Genomic DNA, 20,783 nt, shown 5'->3' with positions numbered 1-20,783 from the left:
ACATTAGTCGAAAATATGGCAATATTTAATTTTCAAAAGCCCGATAAAGTTATCATGATCGATTCTACCGATTTCCAAGGTAAATTTGAATTTAGACCTTTGGAACCGGGATATGGACTGACAGTTGGTAACGCACTTAGAAGAGTTTTACTTTCTTCACTAGAAGGTTATGCAATTACTTCAGTTCGAATTGAAGGAGTTGACCATGAGTTCTCTACAATCGCAGGGGTAGTTGAAGATGTAACTGAAATAATCCTGAACTTAAAACAAGTTCGTTTCAAACGTCAGATTGAAGACATTGACAACGAATCGGTTTCTGTATCTTTTACAGGAAAAGACCAGCTTACAGCAGGCGATTTCCAAAAGTACATTTCAGGATTCCAGGTATTGAACCCTGATTTTGTTATCTTTAATATGGATAGCAAAATTAACATAAACCTTGAACTTACTATCGAGAAAGGTAGAGGTTATGTGCCTGCAGAAGAGAACAAGAAGCAAAACGCAGCTATAGGAACTATTTTTACTGACTCAATCTTTACTCCGGTAAAGAATGTTAAGTATGCAATAGAGAACTTCCGTGTTGAGCAGAAAACTGACTACGAAAAGCTGGTTTTTGAAATCATCACTGATGGTTCTATTCATCCTAAAGAAGCACTTACTGAGGCAGCAAAAACACTGATTCACCACTTTATGCTGTTCTCTGATGAAAGAATAACACTTGAGGCCGATGAAATTGCACAAACAGAATCATATGACGAAGAGTCATTACATATGAGACAATTGCTTAAAACTAAGCTTGTTGATATGGATCTTTCTGTAAGAGCATTAAATTGTTTAAAAGCGGCTGAAGTTGATACATTAGGCGACTTGGTATCGTTCAACAAAAATGACTTAATGAAATTCCGTAATTTTGGTAAGAAATCGTTAACTGAGCTTGACGAACTTGTTGCTTCTAAAAATTTACACTTCGGAATGGACTTAACGAAATATAAATTAGATAAAGAATAATCTGAACCCACTGGGTTTAAATTACAACAGCAATGAGACACGGAAAGAAATTTAATCATTTAAGCAGGCAGCAAGGTCACAGAAGGGCTATGCTATCTAACATGGCCTGCTCGCTAATAGAGCACAAGCGTATTAATACGACTGTTGCCAAAGCTAAAGCGCTTAAACAATATATTGAGCCTCTAGTAACTAAATCAAAAGAAGATACAACTCACAACAGACGTATCGTATTTGCTTACCTACGTAACAAATACGCTGTTACTGAACTTTTCAGGGAAGTAGCTGCTAAAGTTGGAGATCGTCCGGGTGGATACACTCGTATCATTAAGCTTGGTAACCGTCTTGGTGACAACGCTGATATGGCGATGATCGAGCTTGTTGACTTCAATGAACTGTACAACGCTACTAAGAAAGAAGCTAAGAAAACAACTCGTAGAAGCCGTACTGCTAAAAAAGCAGATGTTGCTGCTCCGGTTGCTGAGGCTCCTGCTGCACCAGCTGTTGAAACAGATGAGAACAAAGAAGCTACTGAATAATCATGAGATTGATTTTTCAATAATTATAAAAAGGATAAACTTTCGAGTTTGTCCTTTTTTTTTGGCCTACTTTAACGATTTTATGTAAACCAAATATACTGAACGTTTTAGTAAGCCAATTTTTTGAAGTAAATTTGCACCCGAGAAGAAAACAACAAAAGAGTAAATGAAATATTCAAATCGAAATCAGGCAATTCTCCTTTTAGCTGACGGTACTATATTTTATGGTAAATCCATTGGTATCGAAGGTAAAACTTTTGGAGAAGTATGCTTTAATACCGGAATGACCGGTTACCAGGAAATTTTTACTGACCCTTCTTATTTTGGGCAGATAATGGTTGCATCTAATGCGCATATTGGTAATTATGGTACAAATGCTGAGGAAATTGAGGCTGAAAAAATCATGATTTCAGGCCTTGTATGTAAAAATTTCAGTTTTAGTCCTTCAAGAGTAAACTCTGATAAGAGCCTTTTGGATTATTTTACTGAACAAAACCTTGTGGCTATATCTGATGTTGATACAAGAGCTCTTGTAAGCTACATTCGTGATAATGGCGCTATGAATGCGGTTATATCTACCGATGGTACTTCTGTTGAAGACCTGAAAAGACAACTGGCTGATGTTCCTGACATGAAAGGACTTGAGCTTTCTTCTAAAGTTTCGACTAAAGAACCTTACTTTGTTGGTAATCCTGATGCTAAATATAAGATATCGGCACTTGACCTTGGTATCAAAAAGAACATCCTGAGAAACCTTGCTAAGAGAGACTGTTATATAAAAGTATTCCCTTATAATGCAACATACGAGGATATGAAAACTTTTAGCCCTGACGGTTACTTCCTGTCTAACGGTCCCGGTGATCCGGATCCGCTTTTCTCTGCTCAGGAAACGGCTAGGAACATACTGGCGAATGACGAACCTGTATTTGGTATTTGTCTTGGACATCAGGTACTGGCTCTGGCTAATGGTATCTCTACTTATAAAATGTTTAACGGACACAGAGGTATTAACCACCCGGTTAAAAATCTTATAACGGGTGAAGGTGAGATCACTTCACAAAACCACGGTTTTGCGGTAGTAAGGGAAGAGCTTGAAAAACACCCTGATTTTGAGATTACGCACGAACACATCAATGATGGTACTGTAGCGGGTATGCGTATGAAAAACAAAAACTGTTTCTCTGTACAATACCACCCGGAGGCAAGCCCGGGGCCGCATGATGCAAGCTACCTTTTTGATCAGTTCATTACGAATATCGAGAAAAGTAAAAACTAATATATACGATTTGGGCTAATGCATAATTAGCCCAAATTTGTTTTTTGGAAATGCCGGAATATCATTTATTATAAAGTGATGAAGCTAAAACGATTGCGTTTATAAGTTTTTAAAAATAGAGGTATTTCGTTTTTCAAAATGTTTAAATTTGTTAGGTTTCATAAATAAGTATATAACAAACAAAAAACTATATAATGAGCATTATTATTAAAGTACACGCTAGACAGATCCTTGATTCGCGCGGAAATCCTACAGTAGAAGTTGATGTAATTACAGAAAACGGAATCCTTGGAAGGGCAGCAGTGCCATCAGGAGCATCTACAGGAGAGCACGAAGCTGTTGAGCTGCGTGACGGTGGTAAAGCCTACATGGGTAAAGGTGTGTTGAAAGCTGTTGAAAACGTAAATACGACTATCGCAGGGGAAATCGTTGGGATGTCGGTTTTTGAACAGAATGCTGTTGATAAAGCGATGATTGCCCTTGACGGGACTGATAATAAATCTAATCTTGGTGCTAATGCAATTTTGGGTGTTTCTTTGGCTGTAGCCAAAGCTGCTGCTAATGAGCTTGGCCTGCCACTATACCGTTATATAGGTGGTGTTTCTGCAAATACACTTCCTGTCCCAATGATGAATATCATCAATGGTGGTTCTCACTCTGATGCGCCTATCGCATTCCAGGAGTTTATGATCATGCCGGTAAAAGCAAAAAACTTTACACATGCTATGCAAATTGGTACTGAGGTTTTCCATAACCTTAAAAAAGTGCTTCATGACAGAGGCCTTAGTACAGCTGTAGGTGATGAGGGTGGTTTTGCCCCTAACCTTGCCGGTGGTACTGAAGATGCTCTTGATACAATCAAAAAAGCAGTTGAGAATGCCGGTTACACTTTTGGTGTAGATATTAAGCTTGCGTTAGACTGTGCTGCTTCTGAATTCTATGTTAATGGGAAGTATGACTATACTAAATTTGAAGGTGAAACCGGTAAAGTAAGAACTTCTCAGGAACAGGCTGATTACCTTGCTGAGCTTGCTGCTAACTACCCGATTATCTCTATCGAAGACGGTATGCAGGAGGATGACTGGGAAGGATGGAAATACCTTACTGAAAAAATCGGTGATAAAGTTCAGCTTGTTGGTGATGATCTATTTGTTACGAATGTAGAGCGCCTGGCTAAAGGTATCGAAACATCAACTGCTAATTCAATCCTTGTGAAGGTAAACCAGATCGGTACGCTAACTGAAACGATTTCGGCTGTAAACATGGCTCACAATGCAGGTTATACTTCGGTAATGTCTCACCGTTCAGGTGAAACTGAAGATAACACGATTGCTGACCTTGCTGTTGCCCTTAACTGTGGTCAGATCAAAACAGGATCTGCTTCAAGAAGTGACCGTATGTCTAAATACAACCAATTGCTAAGAATCGAGGAAGAGCTTGCTGATGTAGCTTATTTCCCTGGTGAAAAAGCATTCAAAGTAAAACAATAAGTTACTGATATAATAAATTCAGAGGCTGTCCTTAACGGATAGCCTCTTTTTTTTGCTCAAATGATATTAAATTATCATTATTTACAGTTTCAAATTCTAAATGACAGGCTTCAAATTCTAAACGGGCGATTTTTAATCAGGACGAAATCATAAATTTGTTGTATATATGTAGTATATGAAAATTTTTAAAATTTTACTGCTGACCTGTTTTACATTTTTATTCGGCTTTCAGGCACTTTCCCAATCGAAGGTACTGGACAGTCTGTTTACTGTTCTCAAAAATGAACCGGAAGGGAAGGATAAAGTATACCTGCTAAACGAGATTAGTAGTACTTATGCTGACAGTGATCCTGTGAAAATGCTTGAGTATGCGAAGAAAGCCCTGGCAATGGCGCAACAAAAGAAACTGAATGAGGCAGAGGGTACGTCGTGGTTTAATATGGGTAATGCTAACGTCATGCTTAACAGGTATGCCGATGCACTTAAGTGTTATACCAATGCACAAAGTATATTTGAGCAGGAGGTAAAGATTGTTTCTCCTTCTGACAGGAACAGGATTAAAGATAAACTGGCTATTACTTACGGCAGTATTGGGGTTGTTTGTTCTGAACAGAATAATTATGGTAAGGCACTAGAATATTGTTTTAAGGCACTAAAGCTTCATGAGGAGACCAAACAAGAGGAATATATGGCCTATACCTATAATAATTTAGGGATAGTGTACAAAGAGCAAAAAGAATATACAAAAGCCCTCGAATATTATACAAAAGCTCTATGGATTCAAAAGAAACTTGGAGATGACGATTCTGCTGTAACTATCATCACCAATATTGGGTCGATTTATTTACTGAGAAATGAGCCGGATAAGGCTAATGAGTCGTTTAAAGAGGCAAATAAAATGCTTTTGGGTTCTGATAACAAAAGGGCTAAGGCCGAGCTTTTCAATAATTTTGGGAATTATTATGTAAAGATAGGAGATAATAAAAAAGCTATTGAAAGTTATCTTAATGCTTTGGCTGTTTATAAGGGAATAGATGAGAAATACATTGCTTCGGCATCTCTTGGTTATCTTGGAGATGTATATGCACTGGAGCACCAATATGATGAAGCTATTGCTGCCCAGACGAAATCTGCTGCAATGGCTGAAGAAATTGGAGTTTTTGAGCAGGTCGAGCAATCAGAAAAAGCGTTAAGTATCCTCTATGAAAAAAAGGGCAATGCTACCGAAGCTTTAAGGCATTATAAGAAATACAGTGAGGCAAAAGAAAAAATAAATGATGCAGAGAATATCAAAAGCATGGTTCGCGAAGAAATGAACTATGAGTTTGAACGTAAAGAGGCTCTGCAAAAGCTGGAAAATGAAAAGCGTCAGCTGATGTTTGAGGAACAGGCAAAAAGGCACAGGCTTCAATTGTTGTTCAGTGCACTGTTTATATTGCTTTTGTTTGGTATTGCTTTTTTGATATATAACCGCACGCAGCTAAAAAAGACCCTTACACTGCAGCGTGATCTTGCCGAATATGAGCAAAAGGCACTCCATCTGCAGATGAATCCTCATTTTGTGTTTAATTGTCTTGGGTCTATCTCAAGCTTTATAGTTCAGAATGGTAAAGAATCGGCTATAAAGTATCTGTCGAAATTTTCGAAGCTGATGCGTCTGACACTTGAATATTCTAAAGAATCGCTTATACCTATTGATAAGGAGATTGAAGGGTTGCAAAATTATCTGGAACTGGAGCAGTTAAGGTTTAACCAGATATTTGATTTTACCATTACTAAAGATCCGGCTATCGAAGATGATATGGCCTTGCCGCCATTATTGTTACAGCCTTTTGTTGAAAATGCCATAATACATGGACTTGTACCAAAAAAAGGAGGAACGATTAAGGTTGATTTTCGTCTTAGTGGTGACAAGTTGATTTGTACTGTTACCGATAATGGTATCGGTATAAACAAGTCGAAAAAACTGAAGGAAAATTCAGTTACAGTTCATAAATCTATGGCGCTTGAAATAACACGTAAACGACTTGAGGTGATCCAGGCGGTAACTTCGAAAAATTCTAATGTTGAAATAAAGGAGCTTACCGGTGCTGACGGAGTGCCAAACGGAACTAAAATTATCTTACATTTACCTATACAATATTCATCTGACACATTATGATTACAGCACTACTAATAGATGATGACGGCAATTTGAGGAATGGCATGAAAGGACTGCTTTCTATGTATGCGCCTGATATAAAAATACTTGGTGAGGCTGAAAGCGTGAAGTCAGGCATTGCTGCAATTGAGAATTATCAGCCTGATGTTGTGTTTCTTGACATACAGCTTGGAGATGGTACCGGGTTTGATATACTGGAGCAGATACAGCAAAAAAAAGGCAGGCTGAGCTCGCATGTTGTATTTATTACGGCCCATGAAGAATATGCGCTTAAAGCATTTCGCTTTAGTGCACTTGATTACCTGCTTAAGCCCGTAGATCCCGAAGAACTTAATAAGGTTATCGAAAAAATAAAAAAGGTGCTTACAACGAATGATAGCTATGCACATATTGACCTTTTGCTGGAAAACATCAGGAAGAAGGTTGATAAATTTAAAAGGATAGCGCTTTCAACATCAGATGGAATTCATCTGTTTGAGGTTAGTGATATCATCCGGCTTGAATCACAGGATAATTATACCAAGTTTTACATCAAAGACAATAAGCCTGTGCTGATAGCCAAGACTCTCAAGGAATATGAGGATATGCTCTCTGAACAGGGATTTGAGCGTATTCATCAGTCACATCTTATCAATCTGGCATATTTGAAATCTTATATTAAAAAAGATGGTGGCTATGCTGTCATGGCCGATAATAGTCATCTGCCCATATCGCAGCGTAAGAAAGAACGTTTACAGGAATTGCTGAAATCGCTTTAATGCGAATTCTAAGTCAGTTGTGGCGAATTCTAAATGGCATGACTGAGATTTGTTGAAAAAATTATATTTGGGGGTTAAAACAAAAGCTAAACACGATGTTATGAAAAAAATAGTTCTCTATTTATTGCTTCTTTATTCCGGTGCCTTAAGTGCCCAGGCCATTGTTGTGCCTGATGCTAACTTTATGGCAAAGCTGCTTTCTTCGAGCGCATCGAATGATGTGGCTAAGGATAGTAGCGGTACCCCGATTGCAATAGATGCTAACGGAAATGGCGTAATTACCGAAGCAGAGGCAGAAGAGGTTAGGGAGCTTAACGTGTCGGGTGCAGGTATTGTTTCTTTGGCTGGAATCGAATATTTTATAGATCTTAGGGTGCTAAACTGTGCCAATAACCTGATTGAAGGAAATCTGGGTCTTTCGGGTTTAGAGAACCTTAGGGGGCTTAATTGTGCACATAACGCGTTGGTTTCTATAACTTTTGCGGCGGATAATGATATTCGTTGGGCTGATTGCAGCTTCAACCAGTTGACTTCTCTATCGCTGACTTCTCTTGATCATCTTGAAACGCTTGATTGTGGTACTAACCAGCTGGATACCCTGGATGTGACCGGACTAACGTATCTTGCATCGTTAAAATGTAACGACAACAATCTTACAACACTTGATCTTACTACCAATACAGCCTTAACATTTTTAGCGTGTTATGCAAATGATCTGGTTACGCTGTTTGTGAAGAATGGGCAAAATGAAACTTTTGACCCGGCAAACTGGATAGAAAACCCTACGCTGGAATATATATGTGCCGATGAATTGCAGGTTAGTTCCATTCAGGAAAACGAAAATTTGCCTGCAGATACGCAAGTGAATTCATATTGCTCTTATGAACCCGGAGGTATCTATAACCGTATTACAGGAGTTGTGAAATTTGATGCGAACAATAATAATAATTGCGGCGACGCAGGAGATTATGTTATTCCGTCTTTAAGGTTGAAAATATACAATGTAGATGGCCTGAACTATGAAGATGACGTGTTTACCAAAACAGATGGTTCTTATGTTTTTTATGTAGGAGGAGGAACATATACAATTGAACCGGTATTTGAGAATGCTTATTTTACTTCGGAAACAGCTACTGTGGTTTCTCCTGAACCAAACGGGGTTGTAATAACCAGAAACATTTGTGTCAAACCTACAGGGGTCGCACATCCTGATGTAGAGGTTATTATAGTTCCGCTTACCAGTGCGCAGCCGGGGATGGATGCTAAATACAAGATGGTTTATAAAAATAAAGGAAATCAAACCATAGCAACAGGTAGTGTTACCTGTTATTGGGACAGTGACAGGCTGACCTTTTCAGATGTATATCCACCGATCAGCAGTATGGGGGTGGATACCTATACATGGAATTACACTACCCTGGAGCCTTTTAAATGCAACGAAATAATTATGGAGCTTACGGTTAATAGCGCTACAGGTACACCACCGGTAAATGTGGGAGATGTATTAGAATTCGGGATGTCTATAAATCCGGCAACAGATGATGTTCCTGAGGATAATTATTTTGAGTTCAGGCAACCTGTAGTGGGATCGTTGACTTCTAATACCATAGTTTGTGCGGAAGGGGATTTCGTTTCAACGGATGTGATAGGTGATTATCTGCATTATGTTGTTAATTTTGAGAATACGGGAACGGCACCTGCCAATTTTGTTGTTGTTGAAATGGATATTAATCCGGATCATTATGATATAAGTACACTAAGGCTGATTAATAGTTCTCAGGTTACGACTACACGTGTAGTTGGCGACAGGATAACCTTTAGGTTTGAAGATGCAAATTTGAGTGTAGCCGGGCATGGTAACTTGTTGTATAAGATTAAAAATAAAGGTAATCTTATGTCAGGAGATGTAGTGACGAGTACTGCAAGAATATTTATGGATTATAATGCGCCTGTTCAGACTAACGATGCCAATACAACATTTGGAATACTAAGTATAGGCAATTTTGAAAAGGACAATTCAGTTAAAGTATATCCTAATCCTTCAAACGGATTGGTAAGAATTGATGCTGATACCGAAATTAAGTCGATATCCCTGTATGATATCCAGGGCAGGCAGCTACAGATAAATTACAGCCATGAAACAAATGTAATGTTTGATGTATCAGGCAGAGCTTCAGGGGTGTATTTTATGAGGGTTATTACTGAAAAAGGAATAAAAGTTGAAAAACTAATTAGGGAATAGCAGAAATTACTTGTTATATAAAGGTCAACAGTTAACTGTTGGCCTTTTTTGTTGCTATGCTGTAAAATGGTAACTGTAAAAGACTTAAACTAAACTATAAACTAATTAAATTTTAACCTATGAAGAAAATTTTACTCTTTGCCTTTTTGCTTCTCGGCGGAATGGTAAGCGCGCAGGTAATCAATATTCCTGATGTAAATTTTAAAGCTAAACTTATCTTGCTGGATGTCAGCCCTACGGCCAGTGAATCTTATGCTAAAGATGCAAACGGGCAGTATATAGCCGTAGATGCTAATGGAGATGGTGAGATAAATCAGACAGAGGCATTACAGGTATTTGAATTGAATGTTGGCCAATCATCCATTGGTTCACTTGTAGGAATCGAGTATTTTACAAATCTTAAAGCTTTGGGATGCGCGACTAACCATCTGACATCTTTAAATCTGACTGCGCTGACTAATCTTGAAAGTCTAAACTGTAGGGTAAATAATCTGACGACACTCAATGTCTCGGGACTGAATAATCTTACTTTTATTAGGTTTGAATTCAATCCCCTAACTGCTTTTGCTTCTACAGGGTTAACTTCACTGAGTAGTATACACGGTAGGATGTGTGATTTAGCATCATTAGATCTGTCATTGTTTCCATCATTAAGTACGCTTGAAGTTAATGATAATAACCTGGCTTCTTTAAACGCGTCACTGGCACCAAATTTAAAACAGCTGTATTGTCAGAATAACCAACTTTCAGGGTTAGATATTACAGGGTTATCACTCACAAGTTTAGATTGTTCAAATAATCCTTTGGGAGGGTTCAATTTTTCCGGATTAACTGCATTGACCTATCTTGGGGTAAGTAATACCGGCTGCACCAATCTTAATTTGACGGGTTATAATTCTTTAAGTGTTCTTAGATGTGGTGATAATCCGATTCCGGTTCTTAATACTGACGATCTTACGGGGTTAAGGGAAATATATTGCAGTAACACGTTGATCACTGAGTTGGACCTGAGTCATTCCCCTGATTTGAGGTGGTTTGTAGCAGGAGATAATCCGTTGCTGACATCAATAAATATCCATAATGGTGGTCTGGTTGAACATCCGTTCGAATGCTATCTGGAAAATAATCCAAGCCTTTTGATGTTGTGCCTGGATGAAGGAGAGGAAGAATTGATGCTTGGGTATTTTGAAGGAAATCAAATTATTCCTCCATACATGAGTACTGTCTGTGAATATGTTCCGGGTCAGATTTATAATAGTATATCAGGTAAAGTCAGATTGGATCTGGATGGAAATGGATGTACAGATGCTGACAGTGCACCGGATTATTATCAGGTAAAAATTTTTGATGGTACAACCGAAAAAATAAAGTTTACTAATCAGGATGGTGAATATTTTGTATTGGTAGGTGCCGGTACTTATACAGTTTCAGCACCATATGCGGGAACATTATTTACAAGTCTTCCGGCTATTGGGACTACAACTTTTACAGGAATGAACAACGAAGCTTTCATTCAGGATTTTTGTGTAACACCCGTTGGTGAGGTTGATGATGTAATGGTTATCCTGAGCACAGGATTTTCAATGCCGGGTTTTGATACTTATTGTCACGTTTATATCAGAAATAATGGAAATACTATAGCTAACGGAACAGTAACCTTTAATTATGATGACAGCCTGTTGGATTATGTTACTACATCACCTGAAGCGCCTACAGTGTTACCTGGTGCTCTTACATGGGGATATAGCAACCTGTTGCCTTTTGAAAGGCGTAGCTATACTGTTAAGCTGAATGTAAATTCGCCAATAGAAACACCTCCTGTTAATATTGATGATATATTGACTTATAATGCTGAAATTACTATGCAGGGTAGCGATATAAATCCCGATGACAACACTTTTGAAACAGAAAGTACAGTAGTTGGTTCGTTTGATCCCAATAACATAATTTGTATGGAAGGGGAAAAGGAACCTGTTGAAAAAATTGGTGAATACCTAAACTATGTAATTAACTTTGAAAATACAGGAAATGCAGCAGCTACTTTTGTTGTAGTTACTCAGGAGATAGATATAACCAAATTTAATATAGGGTCTTTTGAGATAATGGACAGCTCACATGAGGTTGATGTTATAAGGATAGGTAACCGTATTATTTACAGATTTGAAAATATTAACCTGGAAGCATCAGGGCAGGGGTATATTATGTTTAGGGTAAAAACTAAGAATAGCCTGCAGGAAGGAGATAAGGTTATGAATTTGGCAAATATAGTGTTTGACTATAACTATGCACTGCTTACCGATGTGGCTGAGACAACTTTTGAGACAACTTTAGGAACAGATAAATTTACTATTAATACTTTGGTTAAAGTATATCCTAATCCCGTAAAAGATAAATTGAGAATTGATGCGATGGCTGTAGTTAATACATTGTATTTATTTGATATACACGGCAGACAACTTGAGGCAGCTTATTTAAATGGAACAAATGTAACCTTTGACATGTCAGGTCGTGCTCCCGGAATTTACTTCCTTAAGATAGCGACCGATAAAGGCATTAAAGTAGAGAAGCTTATAAAAGAGTAACTTCAAAAGTCTAAATTTTACATATTTATCAAAAGTCAATACTTCAAAGTATTGACTTTTGTTTTTTACAAGCATATTTAACGATTTTAATGAGTAATTTTCTTTATAAATAAATTGTAATTTATTAAATTCGCAGGAATATATTTTTAAAAACAATAATTCACACTACAATCATGTCAAATACTGCAATATTAGAAATTGATGGCAAGAGGTATGAGTTTCCTGTAATCGTAGGAACTGAAAACGAAACTGCTATTGATATCGATAAACTGCGCGGCTTAACGGGCGCTATTACAATAGATCCGGGTTATAAGAATTCAGGGTCATGCAAAAGTGAAATTACTTTCTTAGACGGAGAGCAGGGAATTCTTCGTTACAGAGGATATTCTATTGAAGACCTTGCCGAGAAGTCTAACTTCCTTGAAGTTTCTTACCTTCTTATCTTTGGTGAGCTTCCTACAGCCGCTGAGCTTGCAAAATTTGAAACTAACATAAGGAAATATACCCTTGTTAATGAGGAGATGAAAAACATCATTGACGGGTTTCCAAAAAATGCACACCCAATGGGTGTACTGGCGTCACTTACAAGTGCGCTTACTGCATTCAACCCGAAATCGGTTGATGTGAACAATGAAAAGGAAATGTATGAGGCTATCTGTAAGGCGATAGGTAAATTCCTGGTAATCGCTACATGGACTTACAGAAAAGCAATGGGATATCCTTTAAACTATTATGATAACACGATAGGGTATGTAGAAAATTTCATGAAGCTGATGTTCTCGCTTCCTACAGGTCCTTATGAGATAGATACAACAGTTGTTAATGCACTTGATAAATTATTCATCCTTCATGCTGACCACGAGCAGAACTGTTCTACATCTACGGTGAGAATGGTAGGTTCGTCTCATGCAGGCCTGTTTGCTTCTATCTCTGCAGGTGTTTCTGCACTTTGGGGTCCTCTGCACGGAGGTGCTAATCAGGCGGTGCTTGAAATGCTTGAAGAAATACAGGCTAACGGAGGTGATGCTGATAAATACCTTGCTAAAGCAAAAGATAAAGACGATCCGTTCCGTTTAATGGGCTTTGGGCACAGAGTGTATAAAAACTTTGATCCAAGAGCTAAGATCATTAAAAAAGCGGCTGACGAAGTTCTTGCAAGCCTTGGTGTTGACGATCCTGTACTTCAGATCGCTAAGAGGCTTGAGGAGGCTGCTCTTCAGGATGAATACTTCAAATCGAGAAACCTTTACCCTAACGTAGATTTCTATTCAGGAATCATTTACAGGGCGATGGGTATTCCTACTGAAATGTTTACTGTCCTTTTTGCAATTGGCCGTCTTCCGGGATGGATTGCTCAGTGGAAAGAAATGCGCGTTAACAAAGAGCCTATCGGACGTCCGCGTCAGGTATATACAGGTGCTCCATTAAGGCCTTTTGTTCCTCAGGAAAAAAGATAATAATCTTAAATCATACTAAAAGCCGCTCACTGAGCGGCTTTTTTTTGTTATAGCTGTTGATTTTGTAATTATGATATGAAATAATTATCAATATCATTATAAAAGTTTATAATAAGCAGTTCATTTTCTATATTTGCGCAAAACCCAATCTCATGTTGACACTCAACGTAAAAAATGAAACCTCGCGGCTTCGCGCCGTCATATTAGGTACAGCCACAAGTAACGGGCCTACTCCGCTGGAAAGCGAAGCATACGACCCAAAATCATTAGAACATATTAAAGCGGGCACTTATCCGGTTGAACCGGATATGGTAAACGAAATGAATGCCCTTGCAAAAATTTTCGATAAATATGATGTAAAAGTTTACCGACCTGAGATCATAGAAAACTATAACCAGATATTCAGCAGGGATATTGGTTTTGTGATCGAAGATGTGTTTATCAAAGCTAATATTCTTCCTGACCGCGAGCGCGAACTCGAAGCAATACAATATATAATTGACCAGATTGACCCCAAAAAGGTAGTTCGTCCGCCGGATGAGGTTCATATTGAAGGCGGTGATGTAATGCCGTGGAATGACCATATTTTCATTGGTACCTACAAAGGCAGCGATTATAAGGATTTTATTACTGCACGTACCAATATGCAGGGCGTGAACTATATTAAAGAACTTTTTCCTGATAAGATCGTTAAAGAGTTTGATCTTGTAAAATCAAGGCTTGAAGCGCGTGACAACGCATTGCATCTTGACTGCTGCTTTCAGCCTGTTGGGAAAGATAAAGGGGTGATTTATAAGAGCGGGTTTAGAGAAGAAGCAGATTATTTGTATCTTGTAGACTTATTTGGTATGGATAATCTTTTCCATATCGACAGGGAAGAGATGTATAACATGACTTCTAACTTTTTCTCTATAGATACTAATGTCGTTGTAATAGAAAAAAACTTTACAAGACTGAAAAACTGGCTTTTGGAAAAAGGCTTTACCGTTGAAGAAGTTCCTTATGCTGAGATTGCTAAACAGGAAGGTTTGCTAAGATGTTCAACATTACCTTTGATAAGGGATTAATTTTAAATTGACAATGAAACAGATTACTGATACTATATTGATGATACGCCCGGTTGCCTTCAGGATGAATGAGCAAACTGCCGTAAATAACTATTACCAAAAAGTAATGGACAGCCTTTTGCCGGAAACGGTAAATGCTAAAGCACAACAGGAATTTGATGCTTTTGTAGAAAAATTAAAGGCTGTAGGTGTAAATGTTGTAGTGGTTGATGATACTACTGATACTGATACTCCGGATTCAATTTTTCCTAATAACTGGGTTTCTTTCCATGAAAATGGGGATGTGGCACTTTATCCTATGTTTGCTGAGAACCGTCGAAGCGAACGTCGCGAAGACATATTTGATATGCTGGAAGACGAAGGATTTGTTGTTGAGAACATAGTAGATTATACTTCGGCAGAAGAGGATAATATTTTCCTTGAAGGTACAGGAAGCATAGTGCTTGACAGGGCTAACCATAAAGCATATTGCGCATTGTCGCCACGTGCTGATGAGGAACTTCTTATCGAGTACTGTGAGGACTTTGAGTATACACCGATTATTTTTGAAGCTTTCCAGACTGTTAATGGCGAGCGTAAGCTGATATACCATACCAATGTAATGATGTGTATTGGTGAAACCTTTGCAGTTATCTGTGCTGATTGCATAGATGACAAAAAAGAGCGTAAAATGGTGCTTGATAACCTTAAACAAGATGGTAAAGAGATAATATTGCTTACAGAAGAGCAGCTTAATAACTTTGCAGGGAATATGCTTCAGGTGCGAGGTGCTGATGATAAGAACTATCTTGTAATGAGCGACTCTGCAAAACAGGTGCTTACTAAGGATCAGATCACAAAAATTGGGAAACATACACAAATACTTAGTGCAAACCTTGATACAATTGAGGCTTGTGGCGGCGGAAGTGCACGCTGCATGATGGCTGAAGTATTTTTGCTTAAACAATAATATGCTTTCAAAGAAAACAAAATATGGGTTAAAGGCGCTTATCTACATTGCAAAGCAGGGTGGAACAGCGCCTGTGCTCATATCTGACATATCGGAGAAAGAGCAGATACCTAAAAAATTTCTTGAGGCTATATTACTTGATCTGAAGAAATTTGGAATATTGGGCTCAAAGAAAGGCAAAGGTGGAGGTTATTACCTGATGAAAGACCCTGCAACCGTATCTGCAGCTACGCTTATACGAGTGCTCGACGGGCCTATTGCCATGTTGCCATGTGTAAGCCTTAACTACTATGAGAAGTGCGACGACTGCCCGCATGAAGAAAAGTGTTCGCTGAATAAATTCATGGCAGATGTTCGCGATAGTACACTAAATATTTTACAGCAAAAATCGTTGCAGGATCTTGCAATGCTGTAAAAAGATAATTCGCTTTTGATTTAGTTGAACGGAATAGTCTTTAGTATGTTTACTACTGAACTGCTTATATATTGCACTCCGATAGCGATAACTATAAAACCTATTATCCTCGAGATAGCTACGATACCTGATGCTCCAAGTATTCTTGAAAGATAGTGGGCACTGCGTAGCATTAAGAAGATTACAGCTGCCAGTGCCGCCATGGCACAACACGCAATGATTTGCTGGTCTATGGCTGTGTAATCCTGGTACATTGCTATAAGCAGGGATATTGAGCCCGGTCCTGCCAACATTGGTATCGCTAGTGGTGTAAGTGCAATGTCATTACGTTTATGGGCGTCATTCTCTACTTTTTTATTTACACCCCTTGTCTTTTTAAATTTACCTGTCAAAAGTGAGAATCCCGAATTCACGATGATGAATCCGCCTGCAATTCTCAGTGCGTCTATACTGATGCCAAAGAAAGCTAGTACATACTGTCCTATAAAGAATGAAATGATAAGTATGATAAATACATTTACCGCAGTCCAGAATGAGATTCGTGAACGCTCGGCCATGCTGTCGTCCATTGTTAGCCCTACAAAAATAGGGATAGCTCCAAGTGGGTTGATTACGGAAAAAAGCGCTGCAAAAATGTAAATGAATAGTTCCATATGTCGGTTTGGTTTTTCAGGGCAAAGGTATTGTTTTATATAGTCTGGCGGTTTTTCTAAATCATTAAATCTCTAATTTTAAAATAACATTAACTTACTATTCCTCTAGTGAAAAATACAGGAATTGATTTGATATGCCACTTGATAATTAGTACTAAATTATGAGATAAGTTAATAATAAAAATGTTTATGGCGAAATTAGTGTTAAGATTTTAAATGAATTAGTACTGTAGCCGAATATGGCAGGCTAAAAATTTCTAATATTCAAAAAGCACCTGATGGTGCTTTTTATGATTTTAAATTATTGGAATTCTTTAAAAGGTGCTTCGATAAGCAGGAGAATGGCATTTCCTGAAAATGCCTCAATGTCAATCTCAGGAGTGTCCCAAAGGGCAAGTCCGTCACGCTCCTCTATGAGTTGTCCCTGAATTTCAAATGTTCCGCTTATGACAAATGCAAAAATGCCGTTGGTGGTAGCTACAGGCTTATAGGTCATCTCGTTGCGGGCATCAAAAACCCCTAAGTGGGATGACAGGCAATCTTCAAATGATTCAAACAACTTGTGAAAACTATTCTTTACCATCAGGTCAGCCTGCGTTATCAGATAATTATCAGGAAGAAGGATATCTGTTTTGATGTTTACGGAAAAGGTAATGTATAAAAAGTTAATGAGGCTGTCCTGATATGGGTTTTTAATACTGATAGCAGTTGCTTCGCTTTTATAGTAAGTTAATGCCTCTCCCGGAACAACGATTTGAGATTTGTCGCCTGAAAAACGGCATTCGGCTGCTCCAACAAGGGGAATAACCATAACTACGGTACCGCTGTGAAGCTGTCTCTCTATGCTGTTGTTTGCATCCAGGGTTTCGTCATTCAGTAATGTAAGCGGACTGAATGGATAGCCTGAAGTTTCACTGTATTCTTTAAAGTTTAAAGTTGAGTGGATTCTGTGCGCTTCATTTTCAGATCGGCTTCGTGTATGGGCCTTGAATATCTGAGCTGGATTTTGTTTTATCATAATCGGGGGGAATTATGAACTCAAATTTATAGGTAATTATTTATGAGTACAATTTTTTGAGGTAAACCTTACTTTTTTTGGGGTAAGTACAAATTTAACGGTATGCGAAAGAGGATTTTCTTACATTAGCAAAAAACATGCATTCATGAAAAAGTATATTTTACTCTTATTGTTTTTATTGAGTTCCATAATGATTCATGCCCAAAGCATAACAGGCTATGTGATGGATGAGGCAGAAAAGAAACCGCTTGAAGGAGCATTTGTCTATCTGGACGGTACAACTATAAGTGCCAGCACTGATGCTAAAGGTTTTTTTGAACTAAAAGCACCAAGGCCCATAAATGCATTACTTGTGGTTAATTATATGGGTTTTGAAAGGTATATGCTTGAAAATCCTTTTGATTTGAAATTACCGTTGACTGTTTATCTGAAAGAAAAACATATAACCCTAAATGAAGTTGTTATAAATAAAAAAACAATTTTTACCCGTAAGCAGATGCTAAAGGCGTTTAAAGATAATTTTTTAGGACAGACTTCAAATGGTTCTTCTTGTGAAATAGAGAATGAAGACGATATCAGGCTGAGTTATGATACTCATGGAAATGTACTTTTAGCCCAGGCAGAAAAGCCCTTAATAATTACCAATAAAAAACTGGGATACAGGGTTGTTTTTGATCTTGTGGATTTTAAGACCTATTACAAAATGCGTAGTGTTAAAAATATAGATGTAAACAGCAGCTTTTTTTCGGGGACTACGGCATTCATAGATAAATCAGGAAAAGAAAATGTAGGCGAGAAACGTAAAAAAGCCTATCTGGGTTCGCCAACACATTTTTTACGTACTGTCGCCTCAGATAGTTGGGAGAAAGAGGGATTTGTACTCTATGATGATAAAATACCGGTTAATTCAGCCGACTATTTTAAAGTGACCGATACCCTTAACCTGAAAAAGGTTCAGGTTTCTTTTCCGGTACATAAGCAGCCGGATATCATGCTTGTATCGGGTAAACCATTGCCAAAATCTAAAAGTCTTCGAAATAAAAAGTTAACGGTACTCTACAAAGGCAAACTGCAATCGTTTATAACATTTGATAGAGGTGTTTTTTATATTGATCAGAACGGACTTTTTATACCTATTGACGAAATATATTTTGGAGGCTACATGGCGGTGATCAAAGCGGGAGATATGCTTCCGGCAGATTACAGGCCAACGCCTTAAATGTTAGGGTAAAGATAAAAAGCAGGAATAAATAAAGGTTTTTGGGTAATTTTGATAAAAAAAGCTATGGAACCCCAAAAGAAAACACTGGTCATGGGAGCGTCGACCGACCCCGGAAGATATGCGTATAAAGCCATAAAGATGCTGCAGCGTTATGGTCATCCTGTTGTGGCTATCGGAAAAAAAGAAGATAATCTTGATGGTACTAAAATCGAAAAGGAACATGTGCCTTTTGATGATGTTGATACTGTTACGCTATATCTTAATCCAATGAACCAGAAACAATACTACGATTACATTATTGGGCTTAAACCGGAGCGCGTAATATTTAATCCCGGAACTGAGAATCCTGAACTTTATGCCCTCCTGCGCGAAAACGGAATTGAGATCGAAGTAGCCTGTACGCTGGTTATGCTTTCTATAAACCAATATTAGTTTTGGGCTGTTTCCTGCTGATACAAAGCAGTAGCAGAAAGGTAATAAGGCCATTTACTATAATTAGCTCATTGTCGAAAACATAATCGCCAAACAGCAGCGATGAGTTCATGCTTATGAATAGTGTAAGCAGGGGTGAAGCCACACAGATAAACGGTACGATCCTGTCCTGAACATTACGGTTCTTCATGAATAGCCCAAAGCTGTATAATCCTAATAATGGGCCATAGGTATATGATGCTATCCTGAATATCATGCTTACGACCGATGCGTCGTTTATAGTATTGAAAACGATAATAACCAAAAACATCAGCATGGAAAAAGAGATGTGAACCAGGTGCCTGGTTCTTACCATGTTTGTTTTTCCTGCATTCTGCTGCTTGTCCATCCCAAGAAAATCTACACAAAAAGAAGTTGTAAGTGCTGTAAGTGCCGAATCTGTTGTGGCAAATGTTGCGGCAGTTAAACCTAAAAGGAATATTACCGATGGTATTAGTGCTAAATGATTGAATGCTACTTCAGGGAAAAGCAGGTCGGTTCTTGGTTTACCGTCTACAATTGGCACATTGATACCATTGTTGTTGGCATAGATATACAATAGTGCACCTACACCCAGGAAGAACAAGTTGATGATGACAAATATGCCCGTGAAGGTAAACATGTTTTTTTGTGCTTCGCCAATGTTCTTGCAACTAAGGTTTTTCTGCATCAGGTCCTGGTCAAGACCTACCATGGCAATGGTTACAAATATCCCGCCCAGTATCTGTTTTACAAAATGAAATTTGCTGGTAATGAAATCTTCAAAGAAAAATATTTTAGAATAGTTGCTTTGTTTTACGGTTTCAAAAGCTTCGGGCAGGCTAAGGTTAAGACTGTCACAAATGAAATAAATCGTGAAGAATACCGATGATACAAGAAAGAACGTCTGTAGTGTATCGGTAATGATAATGGTTTTTAGTCCGCCTTTATAAGTATAAGCAAATATGAGTAATAAAGAGATAAGTACCGTAACCCAGAAAGGGATGCCAAAAGCATCGAATACATAACGCTGCAATACAATCACGACAAGGTATAGCCTGAAGGCAGAACCAATAGTACGGCTGATAAGAAATATCATTGCCGATGTTTTGTAACTGTAATAACCAAGCCTTTCTTCTATATATCCATAAATAGAGGTCAGGTTTAGCCTGTAGTATAAAGGCAAAAGAACTTTGGCGATTATCAGAAATCCGATCGCATTACCCAGTATGAACTGAAAATACTTGAATTGCTCTCCACTTGGTGCACCTACCTCTCCGGGAACCGAAATAAACGTTACGCCCGATAGTGCTGTGCCTATCATCCCGAAGGCTACCAGGTACCATTTAGAATTTTTATTAGCTTTAAAGAAAGTATCGTTACTACTGTCCTTTTTGCTTACAAGTCTTGAAATAAGGATCAGGATTCCGAAATAAACTATAATTATAGAGAGTATGGTTAGCGGCTGCATAGTAAATGGTTTGTACTACAAAACAACT

The 20,783-nt window shown here is 38.1% G+C and carries 17 protein-coding genes; 14 read left to right on the top strand and 3 right to left on the bottom strand.

Features of this window, described 5'->3' with window-relative positions:
• Positions 1-15 precede the first annotated feature (15 nt).
• The 12 genes from ACX0HA_RS03640 (at position 16) to ACX0HA_RS03585 (ending at position 15,941) form a co-directional block, all read left to right on the top strand.
• The gene (locus ACX0HA_RS03640; protein WP_317500549.1) at positions 16-1,008 is read left to right on the top strand and encodes a DNA-directed RNA polymerase subunit alpha; all 993 of its coding nucleotides are present in this window, start codon (positions 16-18) and stop codon (positions 1,006-1,008) included.
• 32 nt (positions 1,009-1,040) lie between these two features.
• On the top strand, positions 1,041-1,544 hold the full coding sequence (gene rplQ / locus ACX0HA_RS03635) for a 50S ribosomal protein L17 (protein WP_458843917.1): 504 nt from the start codon (positions 1,041-1,043) through the stop codon (positions 1,542-1,544).
• 166 nt (positions 1,545-1,710) lie between these two features.
• Positions 1,711-2,820 carry a glutamine-hydrolyzing carbamoyl-phosphate synthase small subunit gene (gene carA, locus ACX0HA_RS03630; RefSeq protein ID WP_458843916.1) on the top strand — a complete coding sequence of 370 codons (1,110 nt, stop codon included), beginning with the start codon at positions 1,711-1,713 and terminating at the stop codon, positions 2,818-2,820.
• Positions 2,821-3,014: 194 nt separating this feature from the next.
• The gene (gene eno, locus ACX0HA_RS03625) at positions 3,015-4,310 is read left to right on the top strand and encodes a phosphopyruvate hydratase (protein ID WP_458843915.1); all 1,296 of its coding nucleotides are present in this window, start codon (positions 3,015-3,017) and stop codon (positions 4,308-4,310) included.
• Between the two features lie 175 nt (positions 4,311-4,485).
• Positions 4,486-6,471, top strand: a complete 1,986-nt coding sequence (locus ACX0HA_RS03620; protein ID WP_458843914.1) for a tetratricopeptide repeat-containing sensor histidine kinase — start codon at positions 4,486-4,488, stop codon at positions 6,469-6,471.
• Positions 6,468-7,229, top strand: coding sequence for a LytR/AlgR family response regulator transcription factor (locus tag ACX0HA_RS03615; RefSeq protein ID WP_458843913.1), 762 nt, complete (start codon positions 6,468-6,470; stop codon positions 7,227-7,229). Before ACX0HA_RS03620 ends, ACX0HA_RS03615 begins: the two co-directional genes overlap by 4 nt.
• Before the next feature lie 100 nt (positions 7,230-7,329).
• Entirely contained in the window at positions 7,330-9,471 is a 2,142-nt protein-coding gene (locus ACX0HA_RS03610; RefSeq protein WP_458843912.1) for a DUF7619 domain-containing protein, read from the top strand.
• Between the two features lie 119 nt (positions 9,472-9,590).
• Positions 9,591-12,053, top strand: a complete 2,463-nt coding sequence (locus ACX0HA_RS03605) for a DUF7619 domain-containing protein (protein ID WP_458843911.1) — start codon at positions 9,591-9,593, stop codon at positions 12,051-12,053.
• Between the two features lie 173 nt (positions 12,054-12,226).
• Positions 12,227-13,510, top strand: coding sequence for a citrate synthase (locus tag ACX0HA_RS03600; protein ID WP_458843910.1), 1,284 nt, complete (start codon positions 12,227-12,229; stop codon positions 13,508-13,510).
• Positions 13,511-13,662: 152 nt separating this feature from the next.
• Positions 13,663-14,577, top strand: coding sequence for a dimethylarginine dimethylaminohydrolase family protein (locus ACX0HA_RS03595; RefSeq protein ID WP_458843909.1), 915 nt, complete (start codon positions 13,663-13,665; stop codon positions 14,575-14,577).
• Between the two features lie 13 nt (positions 14,578-14,590).
• Complete coding sequence (ctlX, locus tag ACX0HA_RS03590) at positions 14,591-15,526, top strand: citrulline utilization hydrolase CtlX (RefSeq protein WP_458843908.1); 936 nt, start codon at positions 14,591-14,593, stop codon at positions 15,524-15,526.
• Position 15,527: 1 nt separating this feature from the next.
• Positions 15,528-15,941: an RrF2 family transcriptional regulator gene (locus ACX0HA_RS03585; protein ID WP_458843907.1), complete on the top strand. Its 414-nt coding sequence runs from the start codon at positions 15,528-15,530 to the stop codon at positions 15,939-15,941.
• A 20-nt stretch (positions 15,942-15,961) separates the two neighbouring features.
• Here the strand turns inward: ACX0HA_RS03585 and ACX0HA_RS03580 are convergent, their stop codons facing one another.
• Both ACX0HA_RS03580 and ACX0HA_RS03575 read right to left on the bottom strand, forming a co-directional pair.
• A complete protein-coding gene (locus tag ACX0HA_RS03580) occupies positions 15,962-16,594 on the bottom strand; it encodes a MarC family NAAT transporter (protein WP_458843906.1) in 633 nt (210 codons plus the stop codon).
• A gap of 301 nt (positions 16,595-16,895) precedes the next feature.
• Positions 16,896-17,612, bottom strand: a complete 717-nt coding sequence (locus tag ACX0HA_RS03575) for a pirin family protein (protein ID WP_458843905.1) — start codon at positions 17,610-17,612, stop codon at positions 16,896-16,898.
• Between the two features lie 145 nt (positions 17,613-17,757).
• On the opposite strand from ACX0HA_RS03575, the gene ACX0HA_RS03570 reads away from it, so the two are divergent.
• Together ACX0HA_RS03570 and ACX0HA_RS03565 are read left to right on the top strand one after the other, a co-directional pair.
• Positions 17,758-18,831 (top strand): carboxypeptidase-like regulatory domain-containing protein, encoded by a 1,074-nt coding sequence (locus ACX0HA_RS03570; RefSeq protein ID WP_458843904.1) that lies wholly within the window; start codon positions 17,758-17,760, stop codon positions 18,829-18,831.
• A 66-nt stretch (positions 18,832-18,897) separates the two neighbouring features.
• Positions 18,898-19,266, top strand: a complete 369-nt coding sequence (locus ACX0HA_RS03565; protein ID WP_458843903.1) for a CoA-binding protein — start codon at positions 18,898-18,900, stop codon at positions 19,264-19,266.
• Here ACX0HA_RS03565 and ACX0HA_RS03560 read toward each other — a convergent pair.
• Positions 19,250-20,755, bottom strand: coding sequence for a sodium:solute symporter (locus tag ACX0HA_RS03560; RefSeq protein WP_458843902.1), 1,506 nt, complete (start codon positions 20,753-20,755; stop codon positions 19,250-19,252). The two genes, ACX0HA_RS03565 and ACX0HA_RS03560, sit on opposite strands and share 17 nt — an antisense overlap.
• Positions 20,756-20,783: the final 28 nt, after the last annotated feature.

It is taken from the genome of Flavobacterium hauense (assembly GCF_054457175.1).
The sequence above is the reverse complement of the archived record's forward strand: the minus strand, read 5'-3'. Positions and strand labels throughout refer to the sequence as shown.